The following is a 23,001-nucleotide window of genomic DNA, read 5'->3' as shown; positions in this document are numbered from 1 at the left end:
GCCGCTGTCGCTGTTGACGCCCCTGCGGCGGCCGGGGAGCCGGCCGCCGGTCTGACGGTGGCCATCGACATCGGCGGCACGAAGATCGCCGGCGCGCTGGTGCACCCCGACGGCACGATGACGGCCACCACCCGCCGCCCGACCCCGCGCGGCGCGGACGCAGACGGCGTCTTCGCCGCCGTCGCCGAGGTCGTCGCCGAGCTGGCGCTCTCCCCGCTGTGGCCCTCTGCGGTCCGCTGCGGCATCGGCAGCGCGGGCCCCGTGGACACCTCGCGCGGCACGGTGAGCCCGGTGAACATCGGGGCGTGGCGGGAGTTCCCCATCCAGGCCGGGGTCGAGGCCGAACTGGCCCGGCACGGGGCGGTGCTGCCGACCGTGCTCGCCGGCGACGGTGTGGCGATGACCGCCGCCGAGCACTGGCTGGGCGCGGCCCGGGGCCACGCGAACGCCCTGTGCATGGTGGTCTCCACCGGGGTGGGCGGCGGGCTGATCCTGAACAACCGACTCCACCCGGGCCCCACCGGCAACGCCGGTCACATCGGCCACATCAGCGTGGCCTTCGACGGTGAGCCGTGCGTGTGCGGCAGCCGCGGCTGCGTGGAGTCCATCGCGTCCGGTACCGCCATCGCCCGCTGGGCCCTCGCCCAGGGCTGGACCCCGACAGGCCCCGACGGGGACCGCTCGGCGGCGGGCGTGGCCGTCGCCGCCGCGGCCGGGGACCCCGTCGCCGTGGCCGCCTTCGACCGCGCGGGGCGGGCTCTGGCCGCCGCCATCGCCGCCACCGCGACGCTGGTCGAAACGGACATCGCGGTCATCGGCGGGGGCGTCGCCACGTCGGGGGACACGCTGTTCGCGCCGGTCCGCGCGCACCTGGCCGACTACGCCTCGCTGTCCTTCGTGAGCGGGCTGCGGGTGGTCCCGGCAGCCCTGGGGACGCACGCGGGGCTGATCGGGGCCGCTGCGGCGGCGGTGATGCTGCTCCCGGATGGGCCGGCGGCCCCGTCGGGACCTACGGCTTGACCGACCGGTAGTACCGCTGCGCGCCCTCGTGCAGGTCCAACGGCTCCGTGTAGATCGCCGTACGCAGGTCCACCAGCTGAGCGGCGTGCACCTCGTGCCCGATCCGGTCGCGGCTGAGGATCACCGTGCGGGTGAACTGCTCGGTCAGCTCCGGATCCGTCGCCTCGGTCGTGACCAGCAGGTTCGGCACGGCAAGGGTCGCCACCGACGAGGTGTTCCGGGCCCGGGCGTACGCGTCCTGCGGCATCACCGCCGCCCGGTAGTACCGCGCCGGGGTCCCGCTCGCCTGGAGCGACTCCACCAGGTCGCCGAGCTGCACGAGCCGGATGTCGTACCGCTCCGACAACTCGCGCACCGCCTGCGTCGGCAGGCCGCCGGACCAGAAGAAGGCGTCGATCCGGCCCGCCTCCAGCTCCGCCGGCATGGTGTCGATGCCGATCGACACCGGGGTGATGTCCCGTGCCGGGTCCAGCTTGGCCGCCGCCAGCAGCCGCTCGGAGATCAACCGCACGCCCGATCCAGGCTGGCCGATCGCGACCCGCTTGCCCTTCAGGTCCCGCGCCGACTGCACGTCCGAGCCGGCCGGCACCACGAGCTGCACGTAGTCGTCGTAGAGGCGTGCCACGCCGCGCAGCTGCTCGGCGCCCGGCTTTCCGTCGGCCCGGTACTTGGAGACCGCGTCCGCGGTCGCGATGGTGAAGTCGGCCTTCCCGGTGGCCACCCGCCGGAGGTTCTCCTGCGAGCCCTCGCTGGGCTGCAGCGCCACCTTCATGCCGGGCATGTCCCGGGCCAGGGCCTGCTCCAGCAGCTGGCCGTAGCGGTGGTAGACGCCGGTGCGCACCCCCGTGCTGAAGGTCAGCCCGCCCCGCAGCTCCGGCTCCCCGAAGGGCCTCAGCCACCAGGCGAGCAGCCCGAGCACCGCCAGTACGGCCACCAGCCCCCACAGGGCGGTGCGCCTGCGGATGCGGGGCGGTACGTGAGCCATGCGGCGATCCTGCCACCGGGCGGGGCCGCTGTCACGGCCCGCCCGCGGCGGAGGGGGCCGGAGCGGTTCCGGGCACCGCCTACCCTTGTTCCATGACCAGCAGCAGCGACCGGAGCACGGCAGTGGACGTCAAGGGAACATACGAGGTGCGCACCTACGGGTGCCAGATGAACGTGCACGACTCCGAGCGGCTGTCCGGTCTGCTGGAGGGCGCGGGCTACACGCGGGCGCCCGAGGGCTCCGACGGTGACGCCGACGTCGTGGTGTTCAACACCTGCGCCGTGCGGGAGAACGCCGACAACAAGCTGTACGGCAACCTCGGCCGTCTCGCCCCGATGAAGACCAAGCGCCCCGGCATGCAGATCGCCGTCGGCGGCTGCCTCGCGCAGAAGGACCGCGACACGATCGTCCAGCGGGCCCCCTGGGTCGACGTGGTCTTCGGCACGCACAACATCGGCAAGCTGCCCGTGCTGCTGGAGCGCGCCCGCGTCCAGGAGGAGGCGCAGGTCGAGATCGCCGAGTCGCTGGAGGCGTTCCCCTCCACGCTGCCGACGCGGCGTGAGTCCGCCTACGCCGCATGGGTTTCGATCTCCGTCGGCTGCAACAACACCTGCACCTTCTGCATCGTCCCGGCGCTTCGGGGCAAGGAGGAGGACCGGCGGCCCGGCGACATCCTCGCCGAGGTGGAGGCCCTGGTCGCCGAGGGCGTCTCCGAGATCACCCTGCTCGGGCAGAACGTGAACGCGTACGGGTCCGACCTCGGGGACCGGGAGGCGTTCTCCAAGCTGCTGCGGGCGTGCGGGCAGATCGAGGGGCTGGAGCGGGTCCGGTTCACCTCTCCGCACCCGCGGGACTTCACGGACGACGTGATCGCGGCGATGGCCGAGACCCCGAACGTGATGCCGCAGCTGCACATGCCGCTGCAGTCCGGTTCGGACACCATCCTGCGCGCGATGCGCCGCTCGTACCGGCAGGAGCGCTTCCTCGGGATCATCGAGAAGGTCCGCGCCGCCATTCCGCACGCCGCGATCTCCACCGACATCATCGTGGGCTTCCCCGGCGAGACGGAGGAGGACTTCGAGCAGACGATGCACACGGTGCGCCAGGCGCGCTTCGCGAACGCCTTCACCTTCCAGTACTCCAAGCGCCCCGGGACCCCGGCGGCGGACATGGAGGGGCAGATCCCGAAGGAGGTCGTCCAGGAGCGCTACATGCGGCTGGTCGCCCTCCAGGAGGAGATCTCCTGGGAGGAGAACAAGAAGCAGGTCGGGCGGACGCTGGAGGTCATGGTCGCGGAGGGCGAGGGCCGCAAGGACGGCGCGACGCACCGGCTGTCCGGGCGGGCGCCCGACAACCGGCTGGTGCACTTCACCAAGCCGGACGGGGAGGTCCGCCCCGGTGACGTGGTGACGGTGGACATCACCTACGCGGCCCCGCACCACCTCCTGGCGGAGGGCCCGACACGGTCCGTACGCCGCACGCGTGCGGGCGATGCCTGGGAGAAGCGCAACGCGGCCCCCGCGCAGCCGCAGGGCGTCATGCTGGGCATCCCCACCCTGGGCGTCCCCACCCCCCTCCCCGAGGCGACTTCGGGCTGCGCCCTGCCGGCGTCTTCCTGACGGCTGCGCCTTCCGGCCCCGCCGGCGTTCGGGCGCGGCTTCGGGGTGAGCGGGCTTCACAGGCTCGCGGTCCAGGGGGGCGGAGCGCCCGGGCCGGGAGTGGCCCGGCGGTGCCCCGCGGGCGGCCGCGCGGGGCTAGGGTGCGGATCATGCTTGTTGCCGCCGCCGTGTGCCCCGCCCCGCCCCTGCTCGTGCCCGAGGTCGCCGCCGGGGCCGCCCCGGAGCTCGCGGACGCCCGTACCGCCTGCTCCGACGCGCTCGCGGTGCTCGCCGCGTCCCGCCCCGACCTCCTGGTCGTCGTCGGCGCCGCCGACCAGGACCACCGCGGGCCCTACCCCCAGGGCTCCCGGGGCACCTTCCACGGCTTCGGGGTCGAGGCCGACGTACGGCTCGGGGAGGGCGAAGAGGGGCCGCGCCTGCTGCCGCCGTCCCTGGCCGTCGGCGCGTGGCTGCTGCGGCACGCCCGCTGGGGCGCCGCCCCCGTCGAAGGGCTGGGCGTCGGGGAACCCCTCGACACCGCGCGGTGCCTGGAAGCCGGCCGGGGGCTCGCCGCGCGCGAGGCGCGCGTCGCGCTCCTCGTCATGGGCGACGGCAGCGCCTGCCGCACCCTGAAGGCCCCCGGGTACCTCGACGACCGCGCCGCCGCCTTCGACGCCGCCGCGGCCCGCGCGCTGGCCGGGGCCGACGTGACCGCGCTCTCCGCCCTCGACGCCGGGCTCGCGTACGAGCTCAAGGCCGCCGGCCGCGCCCCCTGGCAGGTGCTGGCCGGCGCGGCCGAGGGCGCGGGCCTCGACGGGAGGCTGCTGTACGAGGACGCCCCGTACGGGGTCGGCTACTTCGTCGCCACCTGGTCCTGACCGGCGCCCACGAGGAAGGGGCGCGGGTTCGGCCGAACCCGCGCCCCTTCCGCTGACCCCGTCAGGAAGACGCAGGCGGCGGCGTCGGCCCGCCGGGTGCGTCCTTGTGCGCGATCTTGCCCAGGGCGTCCTTCGCCTTGCTCGTGCCGGACTCGATGTGGCCGTGGTACTTGCCCTTGGTCTTGGAGTCCACGGCCCTGGCCACCTTGTCGAGGTTCTGGCCGATCTTCCCCTCGTGCTGCTGCGCGAGGTCGCCGACCTTCTCCTTCGCCGGTGCGAGCTTGGCCTTCAGCGTGTCCAGCAGGCCCATGGGTCACCTTCCAATGGCGGTAGCTACTTACGGGCGCCTTCGCCGGCCTCGCTGTCCGCGGCCTTCTCCGCCGACTGCTGCTTCGGGATCTCCACGCCCTCCGGCGCGGCGCCCTCCGGCTCAGCCGACCCGGCCTCGACCCCGGTCTCCGCCTCGTTCTCGACGACCGCGGCCTCGGACTCCGCCGTCACGGTCGCGGCCGCGGCTTCCTCCGTGCGCGCTTCCGCGACCTTGCGGCGAAACCGACTAAAAACGCCCATGTCTACTCCCATAACGCTACTCGTGCGGGTGAAGTTCCGCCTTGTGCGGCCCGGCCTCCGCCGGGCGTGCACCCGGCGGAACCCCGCCAGGGCAACGACCCCGCCATCACCCCGTCACGTAACTCGATCGGGTACATGCCGGTGTCTTGACCGGGGGCTGCGAGACTGGGGCGGTGAGCAATGCAGCCCCCGCTCCGCGGGTCATCGCCGTCGTCGGCCCCACCGCGGCCGGAAAGTCCGATCTGGGCGTAGCCCTGGCCCGCCATTTCGACGGCGAAGTCGTCAACGCCGATTCCATGCAGCTGTACCGGGGGATGGACATCGGCACCGCCAAGCTGACGACCGAGGAGCGCGGCGGCGTCCCGCACCACCTGCTCGACATCTGGGACGTGACCGAGACCGCGAGCGTCGCCGAATACCAGCGCCTGGCCCGCGCCGAAATCGACAAGCTGCTCGCCCAGGGGCGTACGCCGGTCCTCGTCGGCGGATCGGGCCTCTACGTCCGCGGCGCCCTCGACGCCATGGAGTTCCCCGGCACCGACCCGGAGGTCCGGGCCCGGCTGGAGGCGGAGGTCACGCTGCGCGGCCCCGGCGCCCTGCACGCCCGCCTCGCCGCCGCCGACCCGGCCGCCGCCCAGGCGATCCTGCCGAGCAACGGCCGCCGCATCGTCCGGGCCCTGGAGGTCATCGAGATCACCGGGAAGCCGTTCACCGCGAACCTCCCCGGCCACGAGTCGGTCTACGAGACCGTGCAGATCGGCGTGGACGTGGCCCGGCCGGAGCTCGACGAGCGGATCGCCCTGCGGGTGGACCGGATGTGGGAGGCCGGGCTCGTCGACGAGGTCCGCACGCTGGAGGCGCAGGGCCTGCGTGACGGAGTCACCGCTTCCAGGGCGCTCGGCTACCAGCAGGTGCTGGCCGCCCTGGCCGGCGAGTGCACCGAGGACGAGGCCCGGGCCGAGACCGTACGGGCCACCAAGCGGTTCGCCCGCCGACAGGACTCCTGGTTCCGCCGGGACCCCCGTGTGCACTGGCTCAGCGGCGCCGTCGCGGACCGGGGGGAACTCCTCGGACTCGCGCAGTCGTTGGTCGAACGACCGGTCACAGCCTGATCACGTGATGGCATCGGGACGCCCCTCGCGCCCGTTCGGGGCCCTGAGCCGTGCCATCATCAAATTCCGCGGGTGCGGTCACCGGCGGTGAACAACGGCGTACGAAGTCCGAGTGGGGAGGGCGCGTGGCGATGGAGGCCGGCCCTCGCGACACCGGGCAGGACGGTACGAGGCAGGAAGCGGACGAGGCGCTCTGGGGCAGCCACCCGGCAGCCGCCGGCGCCGAGGCTCCCGAGCCCGAGGCCCTCGGCCTGCCCGCCGATCCCGCACGGCTGACCCCCGACGGCCCGGACGCACCGGACACCGCCGAGGCGGAGGCCGCCGCCGGTCCCGAGTTCGAGGTCGAGCTGCGCCCGCAGCCCCGCCTGCGCATCTGGCAGATCGCCCCGATCGTGATGCTGGCCGCCGCCGGCTCCCTGATGTTCGCCTTCCCCCTCGCCTTCGAGTTCGGCGACGGCGGAGCCGTGGTCGCCATGCTCGGCTTCCTCATCTGCTCCTGCGCCGGCGGCTGGGGGATGATGGCCGCCCGCCGCGTCGGCCACACCTGGCCCGGGCTCCCGGCCCGGGGCAGCGGCCGCCGCCCCGACTGGCGCATGGCGGGGCTGTACGCCCTGGTCGCGCTGGCCGTCGTGGCCCTGGCCGTGTACCGGGTCGCGCGGCTGCGGTAGACCGCCCCTTCGGGATCCCGCCCGAGCCGGCCGGGGCCCCGCCCCGCCCGCCGCGGCTCCCGAGGGCGCCGCCCACCTGCCCGAACGCCCCGCTGGTTACCATGGGCGCGTGACGCAGACGAGCCTCTCCTTCCTCAAGGGCCACGGCACCGAGAACGACTTCGTGATCGTTCCGGACCCGGACAACGCCGTCGAGCTGCCCGCGACCGCCGTCGCGAAGCTGTGCGACCGGCGCGCCGGCATCGGCGCGGACGGCGTGCTGCACGTGGTCCGGTCCGCCGCGCACCCCGAGGCCGCGCACCTGGCCGACGAGGCCGAGTGGTTCATGGACTACCGCAACAGCGACGGCTCCATCGCCGAGATGTGCGGCAACGGCGTCCGCGTCTTCGCCCGCTACCTCCAGTACGCCGGCCACGTCGAGCCCGGCGACCTCGCCATCGCCACCCGCGGCGGCGTCAAGCGGGTGCACCTCGACAAGAGCGGCGACGTGACGGTCTCCATGGGCCGTGCCGTCCTCCCCGAGGAGCAGGTCACCGTGAGCGTCGGCGACCGCGCCTGGCCCGCCCGCAACGTCAACATGGGGAACCCGCACGCCGTCGCGTTCGTTGACAGCCTGGACCACGCCGGAAGGCTGCTCGACCCGCCCCCGGTCAGCCCGGCCGAGGTCTACCCGACGGGGGTCAACGTGGAGTTCGTCGTCGACCGCGGCCCCCGGCACGTCGCCATGCGCGTCCACGAGCGCGGCTCCGGCGAGACCCGCTCCTGCGGCACCGGCGCCTGCGCCGTCGCCGTGGCCGCCATCCGCCGCGACGGCGCCGACCCGGCCGTCACCGGCGAGCCCGTCACGTACACCGTCGACCTCCCCGGCGGCACCCTCGTCATCACCGAACACCCCGACGGGCAGATCGACATGACGGGAGCTGCCGTCATCGTCGCCGCGGGCGAGTTCGACGCGGCCTGGCTCACCGAAACGGCTTTCGGCTGAGGCTTCCCTCTAATGGGTGATCCGTTTCACGCTGAGCGAGAGGCGGACTGCGCCACGTGGTGGGGTCGGTAGCATCAGGCACCGGCCCTGAGGGCTCACCCCATGCCCGCCACCGCCGGTCGAAGCCGCCGGAGGTGCCCATGAGTGCAGAGGCCACGAACCCCGAAGCACGCCCCGAAGCGCGCCCTGAACTCCGCAGACGAGGCCGGACCCGCCTTGACCTGCGACGACTCGGGCGCGCGGCCCTTCTCGGACCCACGTCCCGAGACCGGCTCCCCGACGCCATCGGCCACGTGGCCGAGGCGCACCGCGCCCACCATCCGGACGCGGACCTCTCGCTCCTGCGCCGCGCGTACGTGCTCGCGGAGTCCTCGCACCGCGGCCAGATGCGCAAAAGCGGTGAGCCGTACATCACACACCCGCTCGCCGTCACCCTGATCCTCGCCGAACTCGGCGCGGAGACCACCACCTTGACGGCCTCTCTGCTCCACGACACGGTCGAGGACACCGAGGTGACCCTCGATCAGGTCCGCGCGGAATTCGGCGACGAGGTCTGCTTCATCGTGGACGGCGTCACCAAGGTCGAGAAGATCGACTACGGGGCCGCCGCCGAGCCCGAGACCTTCCGCAAGATGCTCGTCGCCACCGGCAACGACGTCCGCGTCATGTCCATCAAACTCGCCGACCGGCTGCACAACATGCGCACCCTCGGCGTGATGCGCCCCGAGAAACAGGCGCGCATCGCCAAGGTCACCCGCGACGTCCTCATCCCGCTCGCCGAACGGCTCGGCGTACAGGCCCTCAAGACCGAGCTGGAAGACCTCGTCTTCGCGATCCTGCACCCCGAGGAGTACGAGCACACCCGCGCGCTCATCGCGGCCCACGCGGGGGAGCGCGACCCGCTGCCCGCCATCGCCGAGTCCGTACGCGCCGTGCTGCGGGAGGCCGGGATCGCCGCCGAGGTGGTCGTACGCCCCCGGCACTTCGTCTCCGTGCACCGGATCGCCCTCACACGCGGCGAGCTGCGCGGCTCCGACTTCGGCCGCATCCTCGTCCTCGTCGGCGAGAACGCCGACTGCTACGCGGCGCTGGGCGAGCTGCACACCTGCTTCACCCCGGTCGTCTCGGAGTTCAAGGACTTCATCGCCGCCCCGAAGTTCAACCTCTACCAGTCGCTGCACACCGCCGTCGCCACGCCCGAGGGGTACGTGGCCGAAGTCATCGTCCGCACCCGGCAGATGCACCGGGTCGCCGAGGCCGGGGTCGTCGCCCTCGGCAACCCCTACGCCACCGCCCCGGCCGCCGAGGCCGCCCCCGACTGCGACGAGGAGCGGGTCGACCCGACCCGGCCCGGCTGGCTCTCGCGCCTCCTCGACTGGCAGCAGTCCGCGCCCGACCCCGACACCTTCTGGAGCGTGCTGCGCGCCGAGCTGGCACAGGACCGGGAGATCACCGTCTTCCGGGCCGACGGCGGGACGCTCGGCCTGCCCGCCGGGGCCAGCTGTATCGACGCCGCCTACGCGCAGCACGGCGAGGCGGCCCACGGCTGTATCGGCGCCCGGGTCAACGGGCGCCTCACCTCTCTGGCCTCCCGGCTGTCCGACGGGGACACCGTGCAGCTGCTGCTCGCCCAGGACGCCTCCTCGGGGCCCGCCGCCGACTGGCTGGAGCACGCCAGGACCCCGGCCGCCCGGATCGCCATCGGCAGCTGGCTCCAGGCCCACCCCGACACCGTGAAGCCCGCCGCCACGCCCGCCCGGGCACCCCTGTCCGTGGTCGGCGCCCGGGGCGGCGGCGGCAACGCCGTCGCCGACCTGCCGGACGCCACCGTACGGCTGGCCGGCTGCTGCACGCCCGTGCCGCCGGACGCCGTGGCCGGGTTCGTCGTACGGGGCGGGGCCGTCACCGTCCACCGCATCCACTGCGCCGCGGTGGCCCAGATGCGCGCGCTGGGGCGGACCTCCGTCGCCGTGCACTGGCGGGCCACGGCCGACTGCCGGGTCACGCTGCTCGCCGAATCGTTCGGCCGCCCGCACCTGCTGGCCGACCTGACCGAGGCCATCGCCCGCGAAGGGGTCGAGGTGGTCTCCGCGACCGTGGAACCCCCCGTGGAGCAGCGGGTCCGGCACACGTACACCCTGCAACTGCCCGACGCGACCGGGCTGCCCTCCCTCATGCGGGCCATGCGGGACGTACCGGGGGTCTACGACGTGCGCCGGGCGTAGAAGCGGCGCCGCGGCCCTGGAACCGGGCACGCGGCCGCGGAAGGTCCCGTTCGGGTGGAACCGTCGCGCGCCGTACGCGGGAGGGAGGCGGGCGCTGGTAAGCGGTGGGGGATGCAGCTCTCCTCCCCGCGCCTGCGCGCCGCCCTGCTGGCAGCGGCCTCCCTCACCCTCGTCGCCGCCGTGCTGCCCCCGCCGAAGGCACTGGGCATCGGCGACCCGCTGTTCCCGGAGCTCGGGAACCCCGGGTACGACGTCCTCTCGTACGACCTGTCCTTCGCCTACAAGCACAACAAGAGCCCGCTCGACGCCGTCACCGTCATCGACGCCCGCGCGCTGGAGCCGCTGGAGCGGGTCAACCTGGACTTCAGCCACGGCACCGTGGCATCGGCCCAGGTCAACGGCGAGCCGGCGCAGTTCGAGAGCGTCGGGGAGGACCTCGTGCTCACTCCGGCCAGCCCGGTCACGGCGAACGTGCCGCTGCACATCGAGATCCGCCACACCAGCGATCCGCGCGGCATCGCCGACGGGGGCTGGGTGCCCACCGAGGACGGGCTGGCGATGGCCAACCAGGCCGACGCCGCCCACCGGGTCTTCCCGTGCAACGACCACCCGGCGGACAAGGCGTACTTCACTTTCCGGATCACCGCCCCGGCCGGTCTGACCGCCGTGGCCAACGGGGTGGCGGGCGCCCTCCCGGCCCCCCGGGCCGCGGGCACGACCACCTGGACGTACCGCACCCTGCACCCGATGGCCACCGAGCTCGCGCAGGTCTCCATCGGCGACTCGGCAGTGGTGGGGGCCGCCGGTCCGCACGGGCTGCCGCTGCGCAGCGTGGTCCCGGCCGCGGACCGGGCACGCCTGGAGCCCTGGCTGAAGAAGACGGCCAAGCACGTCCAGTGGATGGAGGCGCGCGTCGGGAGGTACCCCTTCGAGAACTACGGCGTGCTGATCGCCAAGGCGAAGACCGGGTTCGAGCTGGAGACGCAGACGCTCTCGCTCTTCGAGAGCGGCCTGTTCTCGGGGACCGGCTACCCCGAGTGGTACGTCGAGGCCGTGATGGTCCACGAGCTGGCCCACCAGTGGTTCGGCGACAGCGTCACCCCGCGGACCTGGTCCGACCTGTGGCTCAACGAGGGCCACGCCACCTGGTACGAGGCCCTGTACGCGGACGGCCTCGGCAAGTACTCCATGGAGCGGCGCATGCGCGAGGCGTACCAGCGCTCCGACCAGTGGCGGGCGGCCGGCGGGGCCCCGGCCGCACCGAAGGCCCCCGCCCCCGGCGAGAAGATCGGGCTGTTCCGGCCGGCGGTCTACGACGGGGCCGCGCTGGCGCTGTACGCGCTGCGGCAGGAGATCGGCGTGAAGGCCTTCGACCGGGTCGAGCGGCGCTGGGTGGCGGAGTACAAGGACGGGACCGCCGGCACGGAGGACTTCGTACGCCTGGCCTCGGAGGTGGCCGGACGGGACCTCACCGCCTTCCTGAACCCTTGGCTGTACGGGAAGACGACCCCGGCGATGCCCGGGCACCCGGAGTGGGGCGGGCCGAAAAGCGTGTGACCCCCGGGGAGCGGGCATGTCACCATCGACAGGGCCGATCGACGGAGCCGCAGGCCGGGGGAATCTCCCGGCGATGTGACACGTTGGACGTGACAGTGTGAGAGTCACTGTTGCGACTGGCCACGGCCATGCGTGACACGACCGCATTCGATTTCGACGTAAGGATCCAATGACCTCCTCTTCTTCCCCTTCCCAGGACGCGCGGGACGCACGGGACGTGCCGGACTCGCAGAGCTTCACCGAGAGCCTCCGGGCCGACGCCCTGATGGAAGAGGACGTCGCCTGGAGCCACGAGGTCGACGGAGACCGGGACGGCGAGCAGTTCGAGCGCTCCGAGCGCGCGGCGCTGCGCCGCGTGGCCGGCCTCTCCACCGAGCTCGAAGACGTCACCGAGGTCGAGTACCGGCAGCTGCGCCTGGAGCGCGTCGTGCTGGTGGGCGTCTGGACCTCCGGCACGGTGCAGGACGCCGAGAACTCCCTCGCGGAGCTCGCCGCCCTCGCCGAGACGGCCGGCGCCCTCGTACTCGACGGTGTGATCCAGCGCCGTGACAAGCCGGACCCGGCCACCTTCATCGGCTCGGGCAAGGCCCGCGAACTGCGCGACATCGTGCTGGAGAGCGGAGCCGACACCGTCGTCTGCGACGGCGAGCTCAGCCCCGGCCAGCTCATCGCCCTTGAGGACGTCGTCAAGGTCAAGGTGGTCGACCGGACCGCCCTGATCCTCGACATCTTCGCCCAGCACGCCAAGTCCCGAGAGGGCAAGGCGCAGGTCGCCCTCGCGCAGATGCAGTACATGCTGCCGCGTCTGCGCGGCTGGGGTCAGTCGCTGTCCCGGCAGATGGGTGGCGGCGGCGGTGGCGGCATGGCCACCCGAGGCCCCGGTGAGACCAAGATCGAGACGGACCGGCGCCGGATCCGCGAGAAGATGGCGAAGATGCGCCGGGAGATCGCGGAGATGAAGACCGGCCGCGACATCAAGCGGCAGGAGCGTCGCCGCAACAAGGTGCCCTCGGTCGCCATCGCCGGCTACACCAACGCCGGCAAGTCCTCGCTGCTCAACCGCCTCACGGGCGCGGGCGTGCTGGTGGAGAACGCACTGTTCGCCACCCTCGACCCGACCGTGCGCCGGGCCGAGACGCCGTCAGGCCGGATCTACACGCTGGCCGACACGGTCGGCTTCGTCCGGCACCTGCCCCACCACCTGGTCGAGGCGTTCCGCTCCACGATGGAGGAGGTCGGCGACTCCGACCTCATCCTGCACATCGTGGACGGCTCGCACCCCGCCCCGGAGGAACAGCTGGCGGCCGTCCGCGAGGTCATCCGCGAGGTCGGCGCGGTCAACGTGCCCGAGATCGTGGTGATCAACAAGGCCGACGCGGCGGACCCGCTCGTACTGCAGCGGCTGCTGCGGATCGAACGGCACTCCATCGCCGTCTCGGCGCGCACGGGACAGGGCATCGCGGAGCTCCTCGCGCTCATCGACTCCGAGCTGCCGCGGCCCGAGGTCGAGGTCGAGGCGCTGGTGCCGTACACGCGCGGCTCGCTGGTCGCCCGGGCCCACGCCGAGGGCGAGGTGATCTCCGAGGAGCACACTCCGGAGGGCACCCTGCTCAAGGTACGGGTGCACCAGGAACTGGCGTCGGACCTGGCGCCGTACGTGCCGGCGAAGCGGTAACGCGCGGCCGGATGCAAGGCGGAGGGCCCCCTGCGGTGCAGGGGGCCCTCCGTTTTCCGTGCATGCGGAATGCGGACGGGACTGCGGCTACCCGCCTACTTGAACTTGGCGCTCACGGCGTCGAAGATCCCCTTGGCCTCCGGGCCCAGCCGGGGTCCGGCCAGCCAGCCCGCCTTGGCGGGGCCGATCGAGGTGTTCGACACCAGCGCCGGCTTGCCGTCACTGCCCGCGGCCACCCAGCCGCCGCCGGAGGAGCCGCCGGTCATCGTGCAGCCGATCCGGTACATCACCGGGGAGTTCGCGGCGAGCGACAGCCGGCCCGGCTTGTCGGTGCACTGGAAGGCCTTCTGGCCGTCGAACGGGGCCGCCGCCGGGTAGCCGGTCGCCGTGATGCCCGCGACCTTCGGCACCGCCGGGGCGTTGAACTCCACCGGGAGCGCCGCACCGACGGTCTCCTCCAGGGACTTCCCCGTGCTCTTCTCCGGGGTCACGTGCAGCACCGCGAAGTCGTACGGGGCGCCCGCGCCGCCGGTCGGACCGCCGTTAGCGATCCACTGGTCCGAGGTCTGCGCCCAGTCGCTCCACCACACGCCGTACGGTGCCACCTGCTCGCGCGGGGCGCCCTTGAGCTGCGCGGCCGGCTTGCCCGCGTTGTTGTAGGAGGGGACGAAGGCGATGTTGCGGTACCAGCCGCCGGACTTGCCCGCGTGCACGCAGTGACCGGCCGTCCAGACCATGTTCGACTTGCCGGGGTGCGCCGGGTCCTTCACCACGGTCGCCGAGCAGACCATGGAGCCCTCGGGTCCGTCGAAGAACACCTTGCCGGACACGGGAACGCTGGTGTGGTACGGCGCGTTGGCGGCCTTGGCCTGCACCGGCGCCGGGGTCGGGTCGGTGACTCCCTGGTCCTTGCCGGCGTCGGGGTCGACGGCCGGGGGCTGCGGGGTCTTGTCGGCCTCACGCATCCGGTCCGGGTCCCAGAGGTCCTCGATGATCGGGTTGATGTAGTCGCCCGCCTCGCGGAGCCAGTCCTCCTGCTTCCAGTTCTTCCACGCACCCCCCTTCCACTTCTCCAGGTCGATGCCGTGCTGCTTGAGCTTCTCCTTGAGCTGGTCCGGGATCTTGATCCCGTCGACTCCGGACGGGAGGCTCGCCGCCACGGTCGGCTTGGCGTCGCCGCCGGCCTCCCCGTCGCCGGGTCCGCAGGCCGCGGCGGTCATGGCGAGTGCCGCCGCGCACAGGATCGCGGTGACCGGTCGGTTCGGTCGCATGTCGTGAATCCCCCTGGTGATTCTGGGTGTCAGACGCGGTGCAGTTGAGGTAGGTGGGGCACGCGAGGTGCGGGCCGCCGAGTGCAGCACCCCACTATGCCGCTGCCGTTGGGGACGGCACAGCCCGGGGCCGCGGTTCCGCGACCGGCAGAGGCCGCGCACTCCGGGCGGTTCCGGGGCGAAGTACCGGCCGGGCAAGGATCTTCGGGCCACCCGTGATCCGCCGCCGCCACCGTCGTTGGTACGTACGGGGGATGGGGGGCGGCGTTCATGTTCGAGGCGCAATCCGATGGAGCAGTCCGTGCGGGAGGTCCGAGAGTCGTGGCTTTGACCGAGCAGGGCGCGGCTGCCGCGCACGTGCCGGCGCAGGTGTCGGCGCAGGTGCCGGCGCAGGGAACTCGGGCAGTGGGGCCCGGCGAGGTGGACGGCATCCTGCGGCGGCAGACCCTGCGGGAGTCAGCCGCACGGACGTACGCGCGCTCGCTGCCCATCGTCCCGGTGCGCGCCCGGGGGCTGACCATCGAGGGCGCCGACGGGCGGCGCTACCTGGACTGCCTCTCCGGGGCCGGCACCCTCGCCCTCGGGCACAACCACCCCGTGGTGCTCGAAGCCGTACGGGCCGTCCTCGACTCCGGAGCCCCGCTGCACGTCCTGGACCTCGCGACCCCGGTCAAGGACGCCTTCACCACGGAGCTGTTCGCCTGCCTCCCGCCGGCCCTGGCCGCCGACGCCCGGATCCAGTTCTGCGGGCCCGCCGGCACGGATGCGGTCGAGGCCGCGCTCAAGCTGGTCCGGACCGCCACCGGGCGCTCGGGGCTGCTGGCCTTCACGGGGGCCTACCACGGGATGACCGCCGGAGCCCTCGGCGCCTCCGGCGGAGCGCCGGACGTACGGGTGACCCGGCTGCCGTTCCCGCAGGACTTCCGCTGCCCGTTCGGTGTCGGCGGCCCCGAAGGCGCGCGGCTCGGGGCCCGTTGGACCGAGAGCCTGCTGGACGACCCCAAGAGCGGGGTCCCCCTGCCCGCGGCGATGATCGTCGAGCCGGTGCAGGGCGAGGGCGGGGTCCTCCCGGCCCCCGACGCCTGGCTGCGCCGGATGCGCGAGATCACCGAGGCCCGGGGTATCCCGCTGATCGCGGACGAGGTGCAGACGGGCGTGGGCCGTACCGGCGCCTTCTGGGGCGTCGACCACGCCGGGGTGGTGCCGGACGTGATGGTCCTGTCCAAGGCGATCGGCGGCAGCCTCCCGCTGGCGGTGATCGTGTACCGGTCGGGCCTGGACGTCTGGGCACCAGGAGCACATGCCGGAACGTTCCGGGGCAACCAGCTGGCGATGGCCGCCGGGACGGCGACCCTGGCGTACGTGCGGGAGAACCGTCTCGCCGAGCGCGCCGCGGCCCTGGGCGAGCGGATGCTGACCGCCCTGCGCGGCCTGGCCTCCGCGCACCCCTGCATCGGGGACGTCCGGGGCCGCGGCCTGATGATCGGCATCGAACTCGTCGACCCGGACACCGGGGCCCCGGCGCAAGCCCTCGCCGCTGCGGTCCGCCAGGAGTGCCTGAACCGCGGCCTGATCGTCGAACTCGGCGGCCGCAACGCCTGCGTGGTCCGGCTGCTGCCCCCGCTGACCCTGACCGACGACCAGGCCGCGGCGGTCCTGGACCGGCTGTCCGACGCCATCCCCGCCGCCGCCTCCCGCCATCCCCACTGACCACAAGGACCCCGCCGTGCCCGAAGCCCCGCACCCCGACCCGACCGCCGCCCCCGACCCGACCGCCGCCACCGCCCCGGCCGCAGCCCCCGGCAGCCCGGCGCCGGAGACCGCCGCAGCCACCCCGTGGCCGGCCCCATGGGCCGTCGCCCCCGGCAGACCCGGCGGCCCCGATGCCCGCAGCGACCACGGCGGGGGCGCGCTGCGGCGGCTGGACGGCGTACCGCGAGCCCGGGTCGGCAACGGCCCCGGGGCGCCGGCCGAGATGCTGGACCATCCCGATCCGGGCGTCGCCGCCGAGGGCGCCGCGGTGGAGAACCTGCTGCGGTGCTGGGTTCGGGAGAGCGGGATCGGACGGTCCGGCGGGGCCGTCGGCAGCGTGCTGCGCATCCCCCTCCCCGCATCCGGCACCGCGCTGACCGTCGGCGTCCGGTACTGGTCCGCCACCGGCTGGCACCGCTTCGGCCCCGCCCGGCTCGAAGGCACGCCCGCCCACGCCCCCGCCCTGGACGCCGTCACCCTCGCCTCGCTGCTCGCCCGCGAGGGCGACTCCCGCGGCCGCGGGGGCGCCGACCTCGTCGGCCGGGTCGCCGACTCGGTGCGCCGCACAGCCGAGTTCATCGCCGACCGGCGCGAACGGCCCACCCCGCCCGAACCCGTCGCCGGCGACCTCTTCCTCACCGCCGAACAGTCCCTCCTCCTCGGCCACCCCCTCCAGCCGGACCCGAAGAGCCGCGAGGGACTCTCCGAGGCCGAGATCCGCCGCTACTCACCCGAACTCCACGGCTCCTTCCCCCTGCACTGGCTCGCCGTCGCCCCCTCCGCCCTCGCCACCGACTCGGCCTGGACCGAACGCGGCCGCCCGGTCTCCGCAGCCCGGCTCCTCGGCCGGCTCACCCCCGGGCTCCCGCTGCCCGACGGCACGACCCCCCTTCCCCTGCACCCCTGGCAGGCCCGCGACCTGCTCCAGCGCCCCGCCGTCGCCGCCCTCCGAGACGCGGGACTCCTGCACGACCTGGGCCCGTTCGGCGAGCCCTGGCACCCCACCTCCTCCGTCCGCACCGTCCACCGCCCCGGCGCCCCGGCGATGCTCAAGCTCTCCCTGGGCCTGCGCATCACCAACTCCCGCCGCGAGAACCTCCGCAAGGAACTCCACCGCGGCGTCGAGGTGCACCGGCTGCTCCGCACCGGCCTCGCGGAACAGTGGCAGGCGGCCCACCCCGGCTTCGACATCGTGCGCGACCCCGCCTGGATCGCCGTCGACGCCCCGGACGGAATCCCCGTCCCCGGACTCGACGCCGTGCTCCGACACAACCCCTTCCGCTCCCACGACGACGCCGTCTGCGTCGCCGCACTCACCTCGCCCCGCCCATGGCCGGGCCGGACCACCATGCGTTCCCGGCTGGCCGAGACCGTCCACCGGCTTGCCGCCGCCACCGGGCGCCCCACGGCCGCCGTCGCCGCCGAGTGGTTCCTGCGCTACCTCGACCACGTCGTCCTGCCGGTCCTGGCCTTCGACGCGCTCGCCGGGATCGCCCTCGAAGCGCACCAGCAGAACACGCTGGTCCTCCTCGACCCGGCCGGCTGGCCGGTCGGCGGCCGCTACCGCGACAACCAGGGCTACTACTTCCGCGCCTCCCACCGCGCGGAACTGGAGCGCCGACTCCCCGGTATCGGCAACGCCAGCGACACCTTCGTCTCCGACGCCGTCACCGACGAACGCTTCACCTACTACCTCGGCATCAACAACGTGCTCGGCCTCATCGGCGCCTTCGGATCCCAGCAACTCGCCGACGAACGCGTCCTGCTCGCCGCCTTCCGCCGCTTCCTCGGCAAGGCCTCCGGACTCGGACCGCTCCCCGCACGGCTGCTCGACTCACCCACCCTGCGCTGCAAGGCGAACCTCCTCACCCGCCTGGGCGGCCTCGACGAGCTCGTCGGCCCCGTGGACTCCCAGTCCGTCTACGTCACCATCACCAACCCCCTCCACGATTGAGTGCCGATGCCCACCGACACCTCCCCCTACGCGCCCACCGTCACCGCGACCGCCACCATCGCCATCGACTCCGCCACCGCCCGCATCCCAGGACGGCGGCTCACCGCCCGCCTGCTGCCCCTGCTCGCCGAGGCCGAACTGCTCGACTCGCCGGCCGGCTGGGGAGCCGCCACCACCCCGGCCGGCGCCTTCCGCCTCGAACCCGTACGCCTGGGCCGCGACCTGGAGCTGCTGGCCGGCTGGATGAACGACCCCGAGGTGGCCGCGTACTGGGAGCTCGCCGGTCCCGCCGCCGCCACCGCCGCCCACGTACGGTCCCAGCTCGACGGGAACGGCCACAGCATCCCCTGCCTCGGCCTCCTCGACGGCACGCCGATGAGCTACTGGGAGATCTACCGGGCCGATCTCGACCCGCTCTCCCGCCACTATCCGGCGCGCCCCCACGACACGGGTATCCACCTGCTCATCGGGGACGGCACGAACCGCGGTCGCGGTCTGGGCACCGTCCTGCTGCGCGCCGTCGCCGATCTGGTGCTCGACAACCGCCCGCGCTGCACCCGCGTCATCGCCGAACCGGACATCCGCAACACCCCCTCCGTAGCAGCCTTCCTCAACTCCGGATTCCGCTGTTCCGCGGAGATCGACCTCCCCGGGAAGCGGGCCGCGCTGATGATCCGGGAGCGCGCCCTGCGCAATCTCATCTGATCCATCCGAGCCTCACCCTCCCCGTTCACGCCTCACCCTTCGAAAACTCTGCGTCACGCAGCAAAGTTCCCGATCCCGAGGAGTCCCGTGCCGAATTTCCCCGCCACCCCCGACTCCGCCGGCCCCCACTTCTCGGAAGAACCGGTTCCGCCGTCGCCCCAACACCCCTGCACGCCCCCCGAACTCACCACCGCGACCTGGGAATTCGCCGCGCGCCGGCTGCTCGCCAAGATGCTGGCCGAGTTCGCCTACGAGGAGATCATCAGCCCCCTCCGGGCCCCCGCCCCGGCGACCGCGTCCGGCGACGCCTGGCAGCTGACCCTCGACGACGGCAGCAGCCTCGGCTTCCGGGCCCGCCACCGCGCGTACGGCAGCTGGCACGTCGCCCCCGACACCATCACGCTCACCCCGCCGCCCCCCTCCGCGGAGCCGCCGACCGCATTCGGGGACCCGTTCGCCTTCCTGATCCGCACCCGCACCCTCATAGGCCTTGACGGCCCCACCCTCGGCCACCTCGTCCGCGAGCTCAGCGCCACCCTCGCCGCCGACGCCCGCATCGACCACACCGCGCTCACCGCCGACGTCCTCGCCGATCTCGACCACGCCGAACTCGAAGGCCACCAGACCGGCCATCCCTGGCTCGTCCTCAACAAGGGCCGCATAGGACTGTCCGCCGCCGACACCGCCGCCTGGGCACCCGAGGCCCGCACCCGCCAGCGGCTGCCCTGGCTCGCCGTCCACACCTCCCTCGCGGCCTACCGCGGCACGGCCGGCCTGGAAGACCCGGCCCGCCTCTACGCCCAAGAGCTCGACCCCGTCACCCGCGCCGCCTTCGACCGGACCCTGCGCGCCCGCGGCCTCGACCCGCTCGGCTACCTGTACCTCCCGGTCCACCCCTGGCAGTGGGACGAGATCGTGCTCCCCCTCTTCGCCCCGGCCCTGGCCTCGGGCGCCCTGGTCCCTCTCCCCGCCGACCCCGACATACGCATCCCGCAGCAGTCCGTCCGCACCTTCCTCAACCTCACCCGCCCCGACCGGCACAGCGTCAAGCTGCCGCTCTCCGTCTTCAACACCCTCGTCTGGCGCGGCCTGCCCTCCGATCACTGCGCCGCCGCCCCCGCCGTCACCGCCTGGATCCGCTCCCTCCACGACACGGACGCCTTCCTCCGCGAGGAATGCCGCGTGGTCCTCCTCGGCGAGGTCGCCTCGGTCACCGTCCGCCACCCCGTCTACGACGCGCTCCCCGATGCCCCGTACCAGTACAAGGAGCTCCTCGGGGCCATCTGGCGCGAGCCCCTGACCAGCCGGCTCGCCCCCGGCGAGCGGGCCCGTACGCTCGCCTCCCTGCTCCACGTCGACCCGCGCGGCCGGTCCTTCACCGCCGAGCTCGTCGCCCGGTCCGGGCTGACCCCGGCCCGCTGGCTGCAGCGGCTCTTCGCAGCCCTGCTGCCCCCACTGCTCCACTTCCTCTACCGCTACGGCACCGTCTTCTCCCCGCACGGCGAGAACGCCACCGTGATCTTCGACGAGCACGAGGTCCCGGTCCGGATCGCCCTGAAGGACTTCGTGGACGAGATCAACATCTGCCGGGAGCCGCTGCCCGAGCTCGCCTCCGTGCCCGCCGAGGTGCGCGCCGCACTGCGCGACAAGCCCGCGGACTTCCTGCCGCAGTACATCCACTCCGGCCTCTTCGTCGGGGTCTTCCGCTACCTCTCCGCCCTCTGCGAGGACCGCCTCGGCGTCCCCGAGGAGGAGTTCTGGTCCCTCGTACGGGCGGAGATCCTGCGCCACCAGGCCCGCTTCCCGGAGCTCAAGGAGCGCCACGAGCTCTTCGACCTGCTCGGCGAGCGGATCGGGCGGCTCTGCCTGAACCGGAACCGGCTGTACGAGGACGGCTACCGCGACCGCTCCGACCGCCCGCACGCGGTGGAGCACGGCACCGTGCCCAACCCCCTGTACCGGCCGTGAACCACCGTCATGGCGGTCGCTGTCGGTGGAGCCCCGTAGGGTTGGCATTGCTATGACGAAGCCCTCCCTCCCCGACCTGCTGCACGCCGCCGTATCCGCCGTCGGCGGCACGGAGCGGCCCGGCCAGGTGGCCATGGCCGAAGCCGTCGCCGAAGCGATCGACGACAACACGCACCGCCTGATCCAGGCAGGCACCGGCACCGGCAAGTCCCTCGGCTACCTGGTGCCGGCCCTCGCCCACGGCGAGCGCGTGGTCGTGGCCACCGCCACCCTCGCCCTGCAGCGGCAGCTCGTCGAGCGCGACCTGCCGCGGACGGTGGACGCGCTGCACCCGCAGCTGCGCCGCCGCCCGCAGTTCGCCATGCTCAAGGGCCGATCCAATTACCTGTGCCTGCACCGGCTGCACGAGGGCGCCCCGCAGGACGAGGAGGAGGGCCTCTTCGACCAGTTCGAGGCGGCCGCCCCCACCAGCAAGCTCGGCCAGGACCTGCTGCGCCTGCGCGACTGGGCGGATGAGACCGAGACCGGCGACCGGGACGACCTGACGCCCGGCGTTTCGGACAAGGCCTGGTCGCAGATCTCCGTCTCCTCCCGGGAGTGCCTGGGCGCGACGAAGTGCGCGTACGGCGCCGAGTGCTTCGCCGAGGCCGCCCGCGAGCGGGCCAAGCTCGCCGACGTCGTCGTCACCAACCACGCGCTGCTGGCCATCGACGCCATCGAGGGCGCCCCGGTGCTGCCGCAGCACGAGGTGCTGATCGTGGACGAGGCGCACGAGCTGGTCTCCAGGGTCACCGGGGTCGCCACCGGCGAGCTCACCCCCGGCCAGGTCAACCGCGCCGTGAAGCGCGCGGCCAAGCTGGTCGACGAGAAGGCCGCGGACTCGCTCCAGACGGCCTCCGAGTCGTTCGAGCGGGTCATGGAGCTGGCCCTTCCGGGTCGGCTCGAGGAGGTCCCCGAGGATCTCGGGTACGCCTTGGCGGCCCTGCGGGACGCCGCTCGCAACGTCATCTCGGCGATCGGCGCGACCCGCGACAAGTCCGTCCAGGACGAGGACGCCGTCCGCAAGCAGGCCCTGGCCGCGGTGGAGAGCGTCCACGCGGTGGCCGAGCGGATCCTGCTCGGCTCCGAGTACGACGTGGTCTGGTACGAGCGGCACGATCGGTTCGGGGCCACGCTCCGGGTCGCCCCGCTCTCGGTGTCCGGGCTGCTGCGCGAAAAGCTGTTCGAAGACCGCTCCGTGGTCCTGACCTCGGCGACCCTCAAGCTCGGCGGCGATTTCAACGGAGTCGCGGCCTCGCTGGGCCTGTCCCCCGAGGGAGTGGAGGGGGAGGACGCCCCGGTCTGGAAGGGGCTGGACGTCGGCTCGCCGTTCGACTACCCCAAGCAGGGCATCCTCTACGTCGCGAAGCACCTGGCCACGCCCGGCCGGGAGGGCACCCGCGGCGACATGATGGACGAGCTCGCCGAGCTGATCGAGGCGGCCGGCGGCCGTACCCTCGGCCTGTTCTCCTCCATGCGGGGCGCGAAGGCCGCCGCCGAGGAGCTGCGCGGCCGACTCGACAACCCGATCCTGCTCCAGGGCGAGGAGACGCTGGGCGAGCTGATCAAGGCGTTCGCGGCGGACCCCAAGACCTGCCTGTTCGGGACCCTGTCGCTCTGGCAGGGCGTGGACGTACCGGGCCCCAGCTGCCAGCTCGTGGTGATGGACCGCATCCCGTTCCCGCGCCCGGACGATCCGCTGATGAGCGCCCGGCAGAAGTCGGTCGAGGAGCACGGGGGCAACGGCTTCATGGCCGTCGCGGCCACGCATGCGGCGCTGCTGATGGCCCAGGGTGCGGGCCGGCTCGTACGGGCCTCCGGCGACCGGGGTGTCGTCGCGGTCCTGGACCCCCGGCTGGCCACGGCCCGGTACGGGAGCTTCCTGCGGGCCACCCTGCCGGACTTCTGGTACACCACGGACCGCAACCAGGCCCGTCGCTCCCTCGCCGCGATCGACGCGAAGGCCAAGGCCGACGGCAAGTAGCCAGCCGCCTGTAATCGGCCGGCCGGCGGCAAGTGGTCCGAGCGGTTCCGCTGCC

18 protein-coding genes are annotated in these 23,001 nt (G+C 73.4%); 14 read left to right on the top strand and 4 right to left on the bottom strand.

Annotated elements, in window-relative coordinates; genetic code table 11:
* The first annotated feature begins 51 nt into the window (after positions 1–51).
* Complete coding sequence (locus tag ACIBAD_RS14845) at positions 52–1,020, top strand: ROK family protein (RefSeq protein WP_398906905.1); 969 nt, start codon at positions 52–54, stop codon at positions 1,018–1,020.
* On the opposite strand, the gene ACIBAD_RS14840 is transcribed toward ACIBAD_RS14845, so the two are convergent.
* Complete coding sequence (locus ACIBAD_RS14840) at positions 1,010–2,005, bottom strand: TAXI family TRAP transporter solute-binding subunit (protein WP_398906842.1); 996 nt, start codon at positions 2,003–2,005, stop codon at positions 1,010–1,012. The genes ACIBAD_RS14845 and ACIBAD_RS14840 overlap by 11 nt on opposite strands.
* Before the next feature lie 92 nt (positions 2,006–2,097).
* On the opposite strand from ACIBAD_RS14840, the gene miaB reads away from it, so the two are divergent.
* Positions 2,098–3,624: a tRNA (N6-isopentenyl adenosine(37)-C2)-methylthiotransferase MiaB gene (gene miaB, locus ACIBAD_RS14835; protein ID WP_398906840.1), complete on the top strand. Its 1,527-nt coding sequence runs from the start codon at positions 2,098–2,100 to the stop codon at positions 3,622–3,624.
* A gap of 149 nt (positions 3,625–3,773) precedes the next feature.
* Entirely contained in the window at positions 3,774–4,481 is a 708-nt protein-coding gene (locus ACIBAD_RS14830) for a class III extradiol dioxygenase subunit B-like domain-containing protein (protein ID WP_398906838.1), read from the top strand.
* A gap of 61 nt (positions 4,482–4,542) precedes the next feature.
* Here the strand turns inward: ACIBAD_RS14830 and ACIBAD_RS14825 are convergent, their stop codons facing one another.
* On the bottom strand, positions 4,543–4,791 hold the full coding sequence (locus ACIBAD_RS14825; RefSeq protein WP_134070643.1) for an antitoxin: 249 nt from the start codon (positions 4,789–4,791) through the stop codon (positions 4,543–4,545).
* A gap of 23 nt (positions 4,792–4,814) precedes the next feature.
* Positions 4,815–5,051 (bottom strand): gliding motility protein, encoded by a 237-nt coding sequence (locus tag ACIBAD_RS14820; protein WP_134070641.1) that lies wholly within the window; start codon positions 5,049–5,051, stop codon positions 4,815–4,817.
* Between the two features lie 173 nt (positions 5,052–5,224).
* On the opposite strand from ACIBAD_RS14820, the gene miaA reads away from it, so the two are divergent.
* The 6 genes from miaA (at position 5,225) to hflX (ending at position 13,273) form a co-directional block, all read left to right on the top strand.
* On the top strand, positions 5,225–6,163 hold the full coding sequence (gene miaA, locus ACIBAD_RS14815; RefSeq protein ID WP_134070639.1) for a tRNA (adenosine(37)-N6)-dimethylallyltransferase MiaA: 939 nt from the start codon (positions 5,225–5,227) through the stop codon (positions 6,161–6,163).
* Between the two features lie 131 nt (positions 6,164–6,294).
* Positions 6,295–6,831 carry a hypothetical protein gene (locus ACIBAD_RS14810; RefSeq protein WP_134070637.1) on the top strand — a complete coding sequence of 179 codons (537 nt, stop codon included), beginning with the start codon at positions 6,295–6,297 and terminating at the stop codon, positions 6,829–6,831.
* 109 nt (positions 6,832–6,940) lie between these two features.
* On the top strand, positions 6,941–7,816 hold the full coding sequence (dapF, locus tag ACIBAD_RS14805) for a diaminopimelate epimerase (RefSeq protein ID WP_134070635.1): 876 nt from the start codon (positions 6,941–6,943) through the stop codon (positions 7,814–7,816).
* A 140-nt stretch (positions 7,817–7,956) separates the two neighbouring features.
* The gene (locus ACIBAD_RS14800) at positions 7,957–10,041 is read left to right on the top strand and encodes an HD domain-containing protein (protein WP_134070633.1); all 2,085 of its coding nucleotides are present in this window, start codon (positions 7,957–7,959) and stop codon (positions 10,039–10,041) included.
* A 111-nt stretch (positions 10,042–10,152) separates the two neighbouring features.
* Complete coding sequence (locus ACIBAD_RS14795; protein WP_398906834.1) at positions 10,153–11,598, top strand: M1 family metallopeptidase; 1,446 nt, start codon at positions 10,153–10,155, stop codon at positions 11,596–11,598.
* 169 nt (positions 11,599–11,767) lie between these two features.
* Positions 11,768–13,273 carry a GTPase HflX gene (gene hflX / locus ACIBAD_RS14790; protein ID WP_134070629.1) on the top strand — a complete coding sequence of 502 codons (1,506 nt, stop codon included), beginning with the start codon at positions 11,768–11,770 and terminating at the stop codon, positions 13,271–13,273.
* 95 nt (positions 13,274–13,368) lie between these two features.
* On the opposite strand, the gene ACIBAD_RS14785 is transcribed toward hflX, so the two are convergent.
* The gene (locus ACIBAD_RS14785) at positions 13,369–14,544 is read right to left on the bottom strand and encodes a hypothetical protein (RefSeq protein WP_134070627.1); all 1,176 of its coding nucleotides are present in this window, start codon (positions 14,542–14,544) and stop codon (positions 13,369–13,371) included.
* A 270-nt stretch (positions 14,545–14,814) separates the two neighbouring features.
* On the opposite strand from ACIBAD_RS14785, the gene ACIBAD_RS14780 reads away from it, so the two are divergent.
* The 5 genes from ACIBAD_RS14780 to ACIBAD_RS14760 all read left to right on the top strand — a co-directional run bounded on the left by ACIBAD_RS14780 (position 14,815) and on the right by ACIBAD_RS14760 (position 22,946).
* Positions 14,815–16,254 (top strand): diaminobutyrate--2-oxoglutarate transaminase family protein, encoded by a 1,440-nt coding sequence (locus ACIBAD_RS14780; protein WP_398906831.1) that lies wholly within the window; start codon positions 14,815–14,817, stop codon positions 16,252–16,254.
* Positions 16,255–16,270: 16 nt separating this feature from the next.
* Positions 16,271–18,250 carry an IucA/IucC family protein gene (locus ACIBAD_RS14775; protein ID WP_398906829.1) on the top strand — a complete coding sequence of 660 codons (1,980 nt, stop codon included), beginning with the start codon at positions 16,271–16,273 and terminating at the stop codon, positions 18,248–18,250.
* 6 nt (positions 18,251–18,256) lie between these two features.
* Positions 18,257–18,955: a GNAT family N-acetyltransferase gene (locus tag ACIBAD_RS14770; RefSeq protein ID WP_134070623.1), complete on the top strand. Its 699-nt coding sequence runs from the start codon at positions 18,257–18,259 to the stop codon at positions 18,953–18,955.
* An 87-nt stretch (positions 18,956–19,042) separates the two neighbouring features.
* Positions 19,043–20,923 (top strand): IucA/IucC family protein, encoded by a 1,881-nt coding sequence (locus tag ACIBAD_RS14765; protein ID WP_398906826.1) that lies wholly within the window; start codon positions 19,043–19,045, stop codon positions 20,921–20,923.
* Positions 20,924–20,975: 52 nt separating this feature from the next.
* Complete coding sequence (locus ACIBAD_RS14760) at positions 20,976–22,946, top strand: ATP-dependent DNA helicase (RefSeq protein WP_398906824.1); 1,971 nt, start codon at positions 20,976–20,978, stop codon at positions 22,944–22,946.
* Positions 22,947–23,001 lie beyond the last annotated feature (55 nt).

Origin of the sequence: Streptomyces sp. NPDC051109 (genome assembly GCF_044455885.1) — a bacterium.
In the GTDB taxonomy this organism is placed as follows: Bacteria; Actinomycetota; Actinomycetes; order Streptomycetales; family Streptomycetaceae; genus Streptomyces.
The sequence above is the reverse complement of the archived record's forward strand: the minus strand, read 5'-3'. Positions and strand labels throughout refer to the sequence as shown.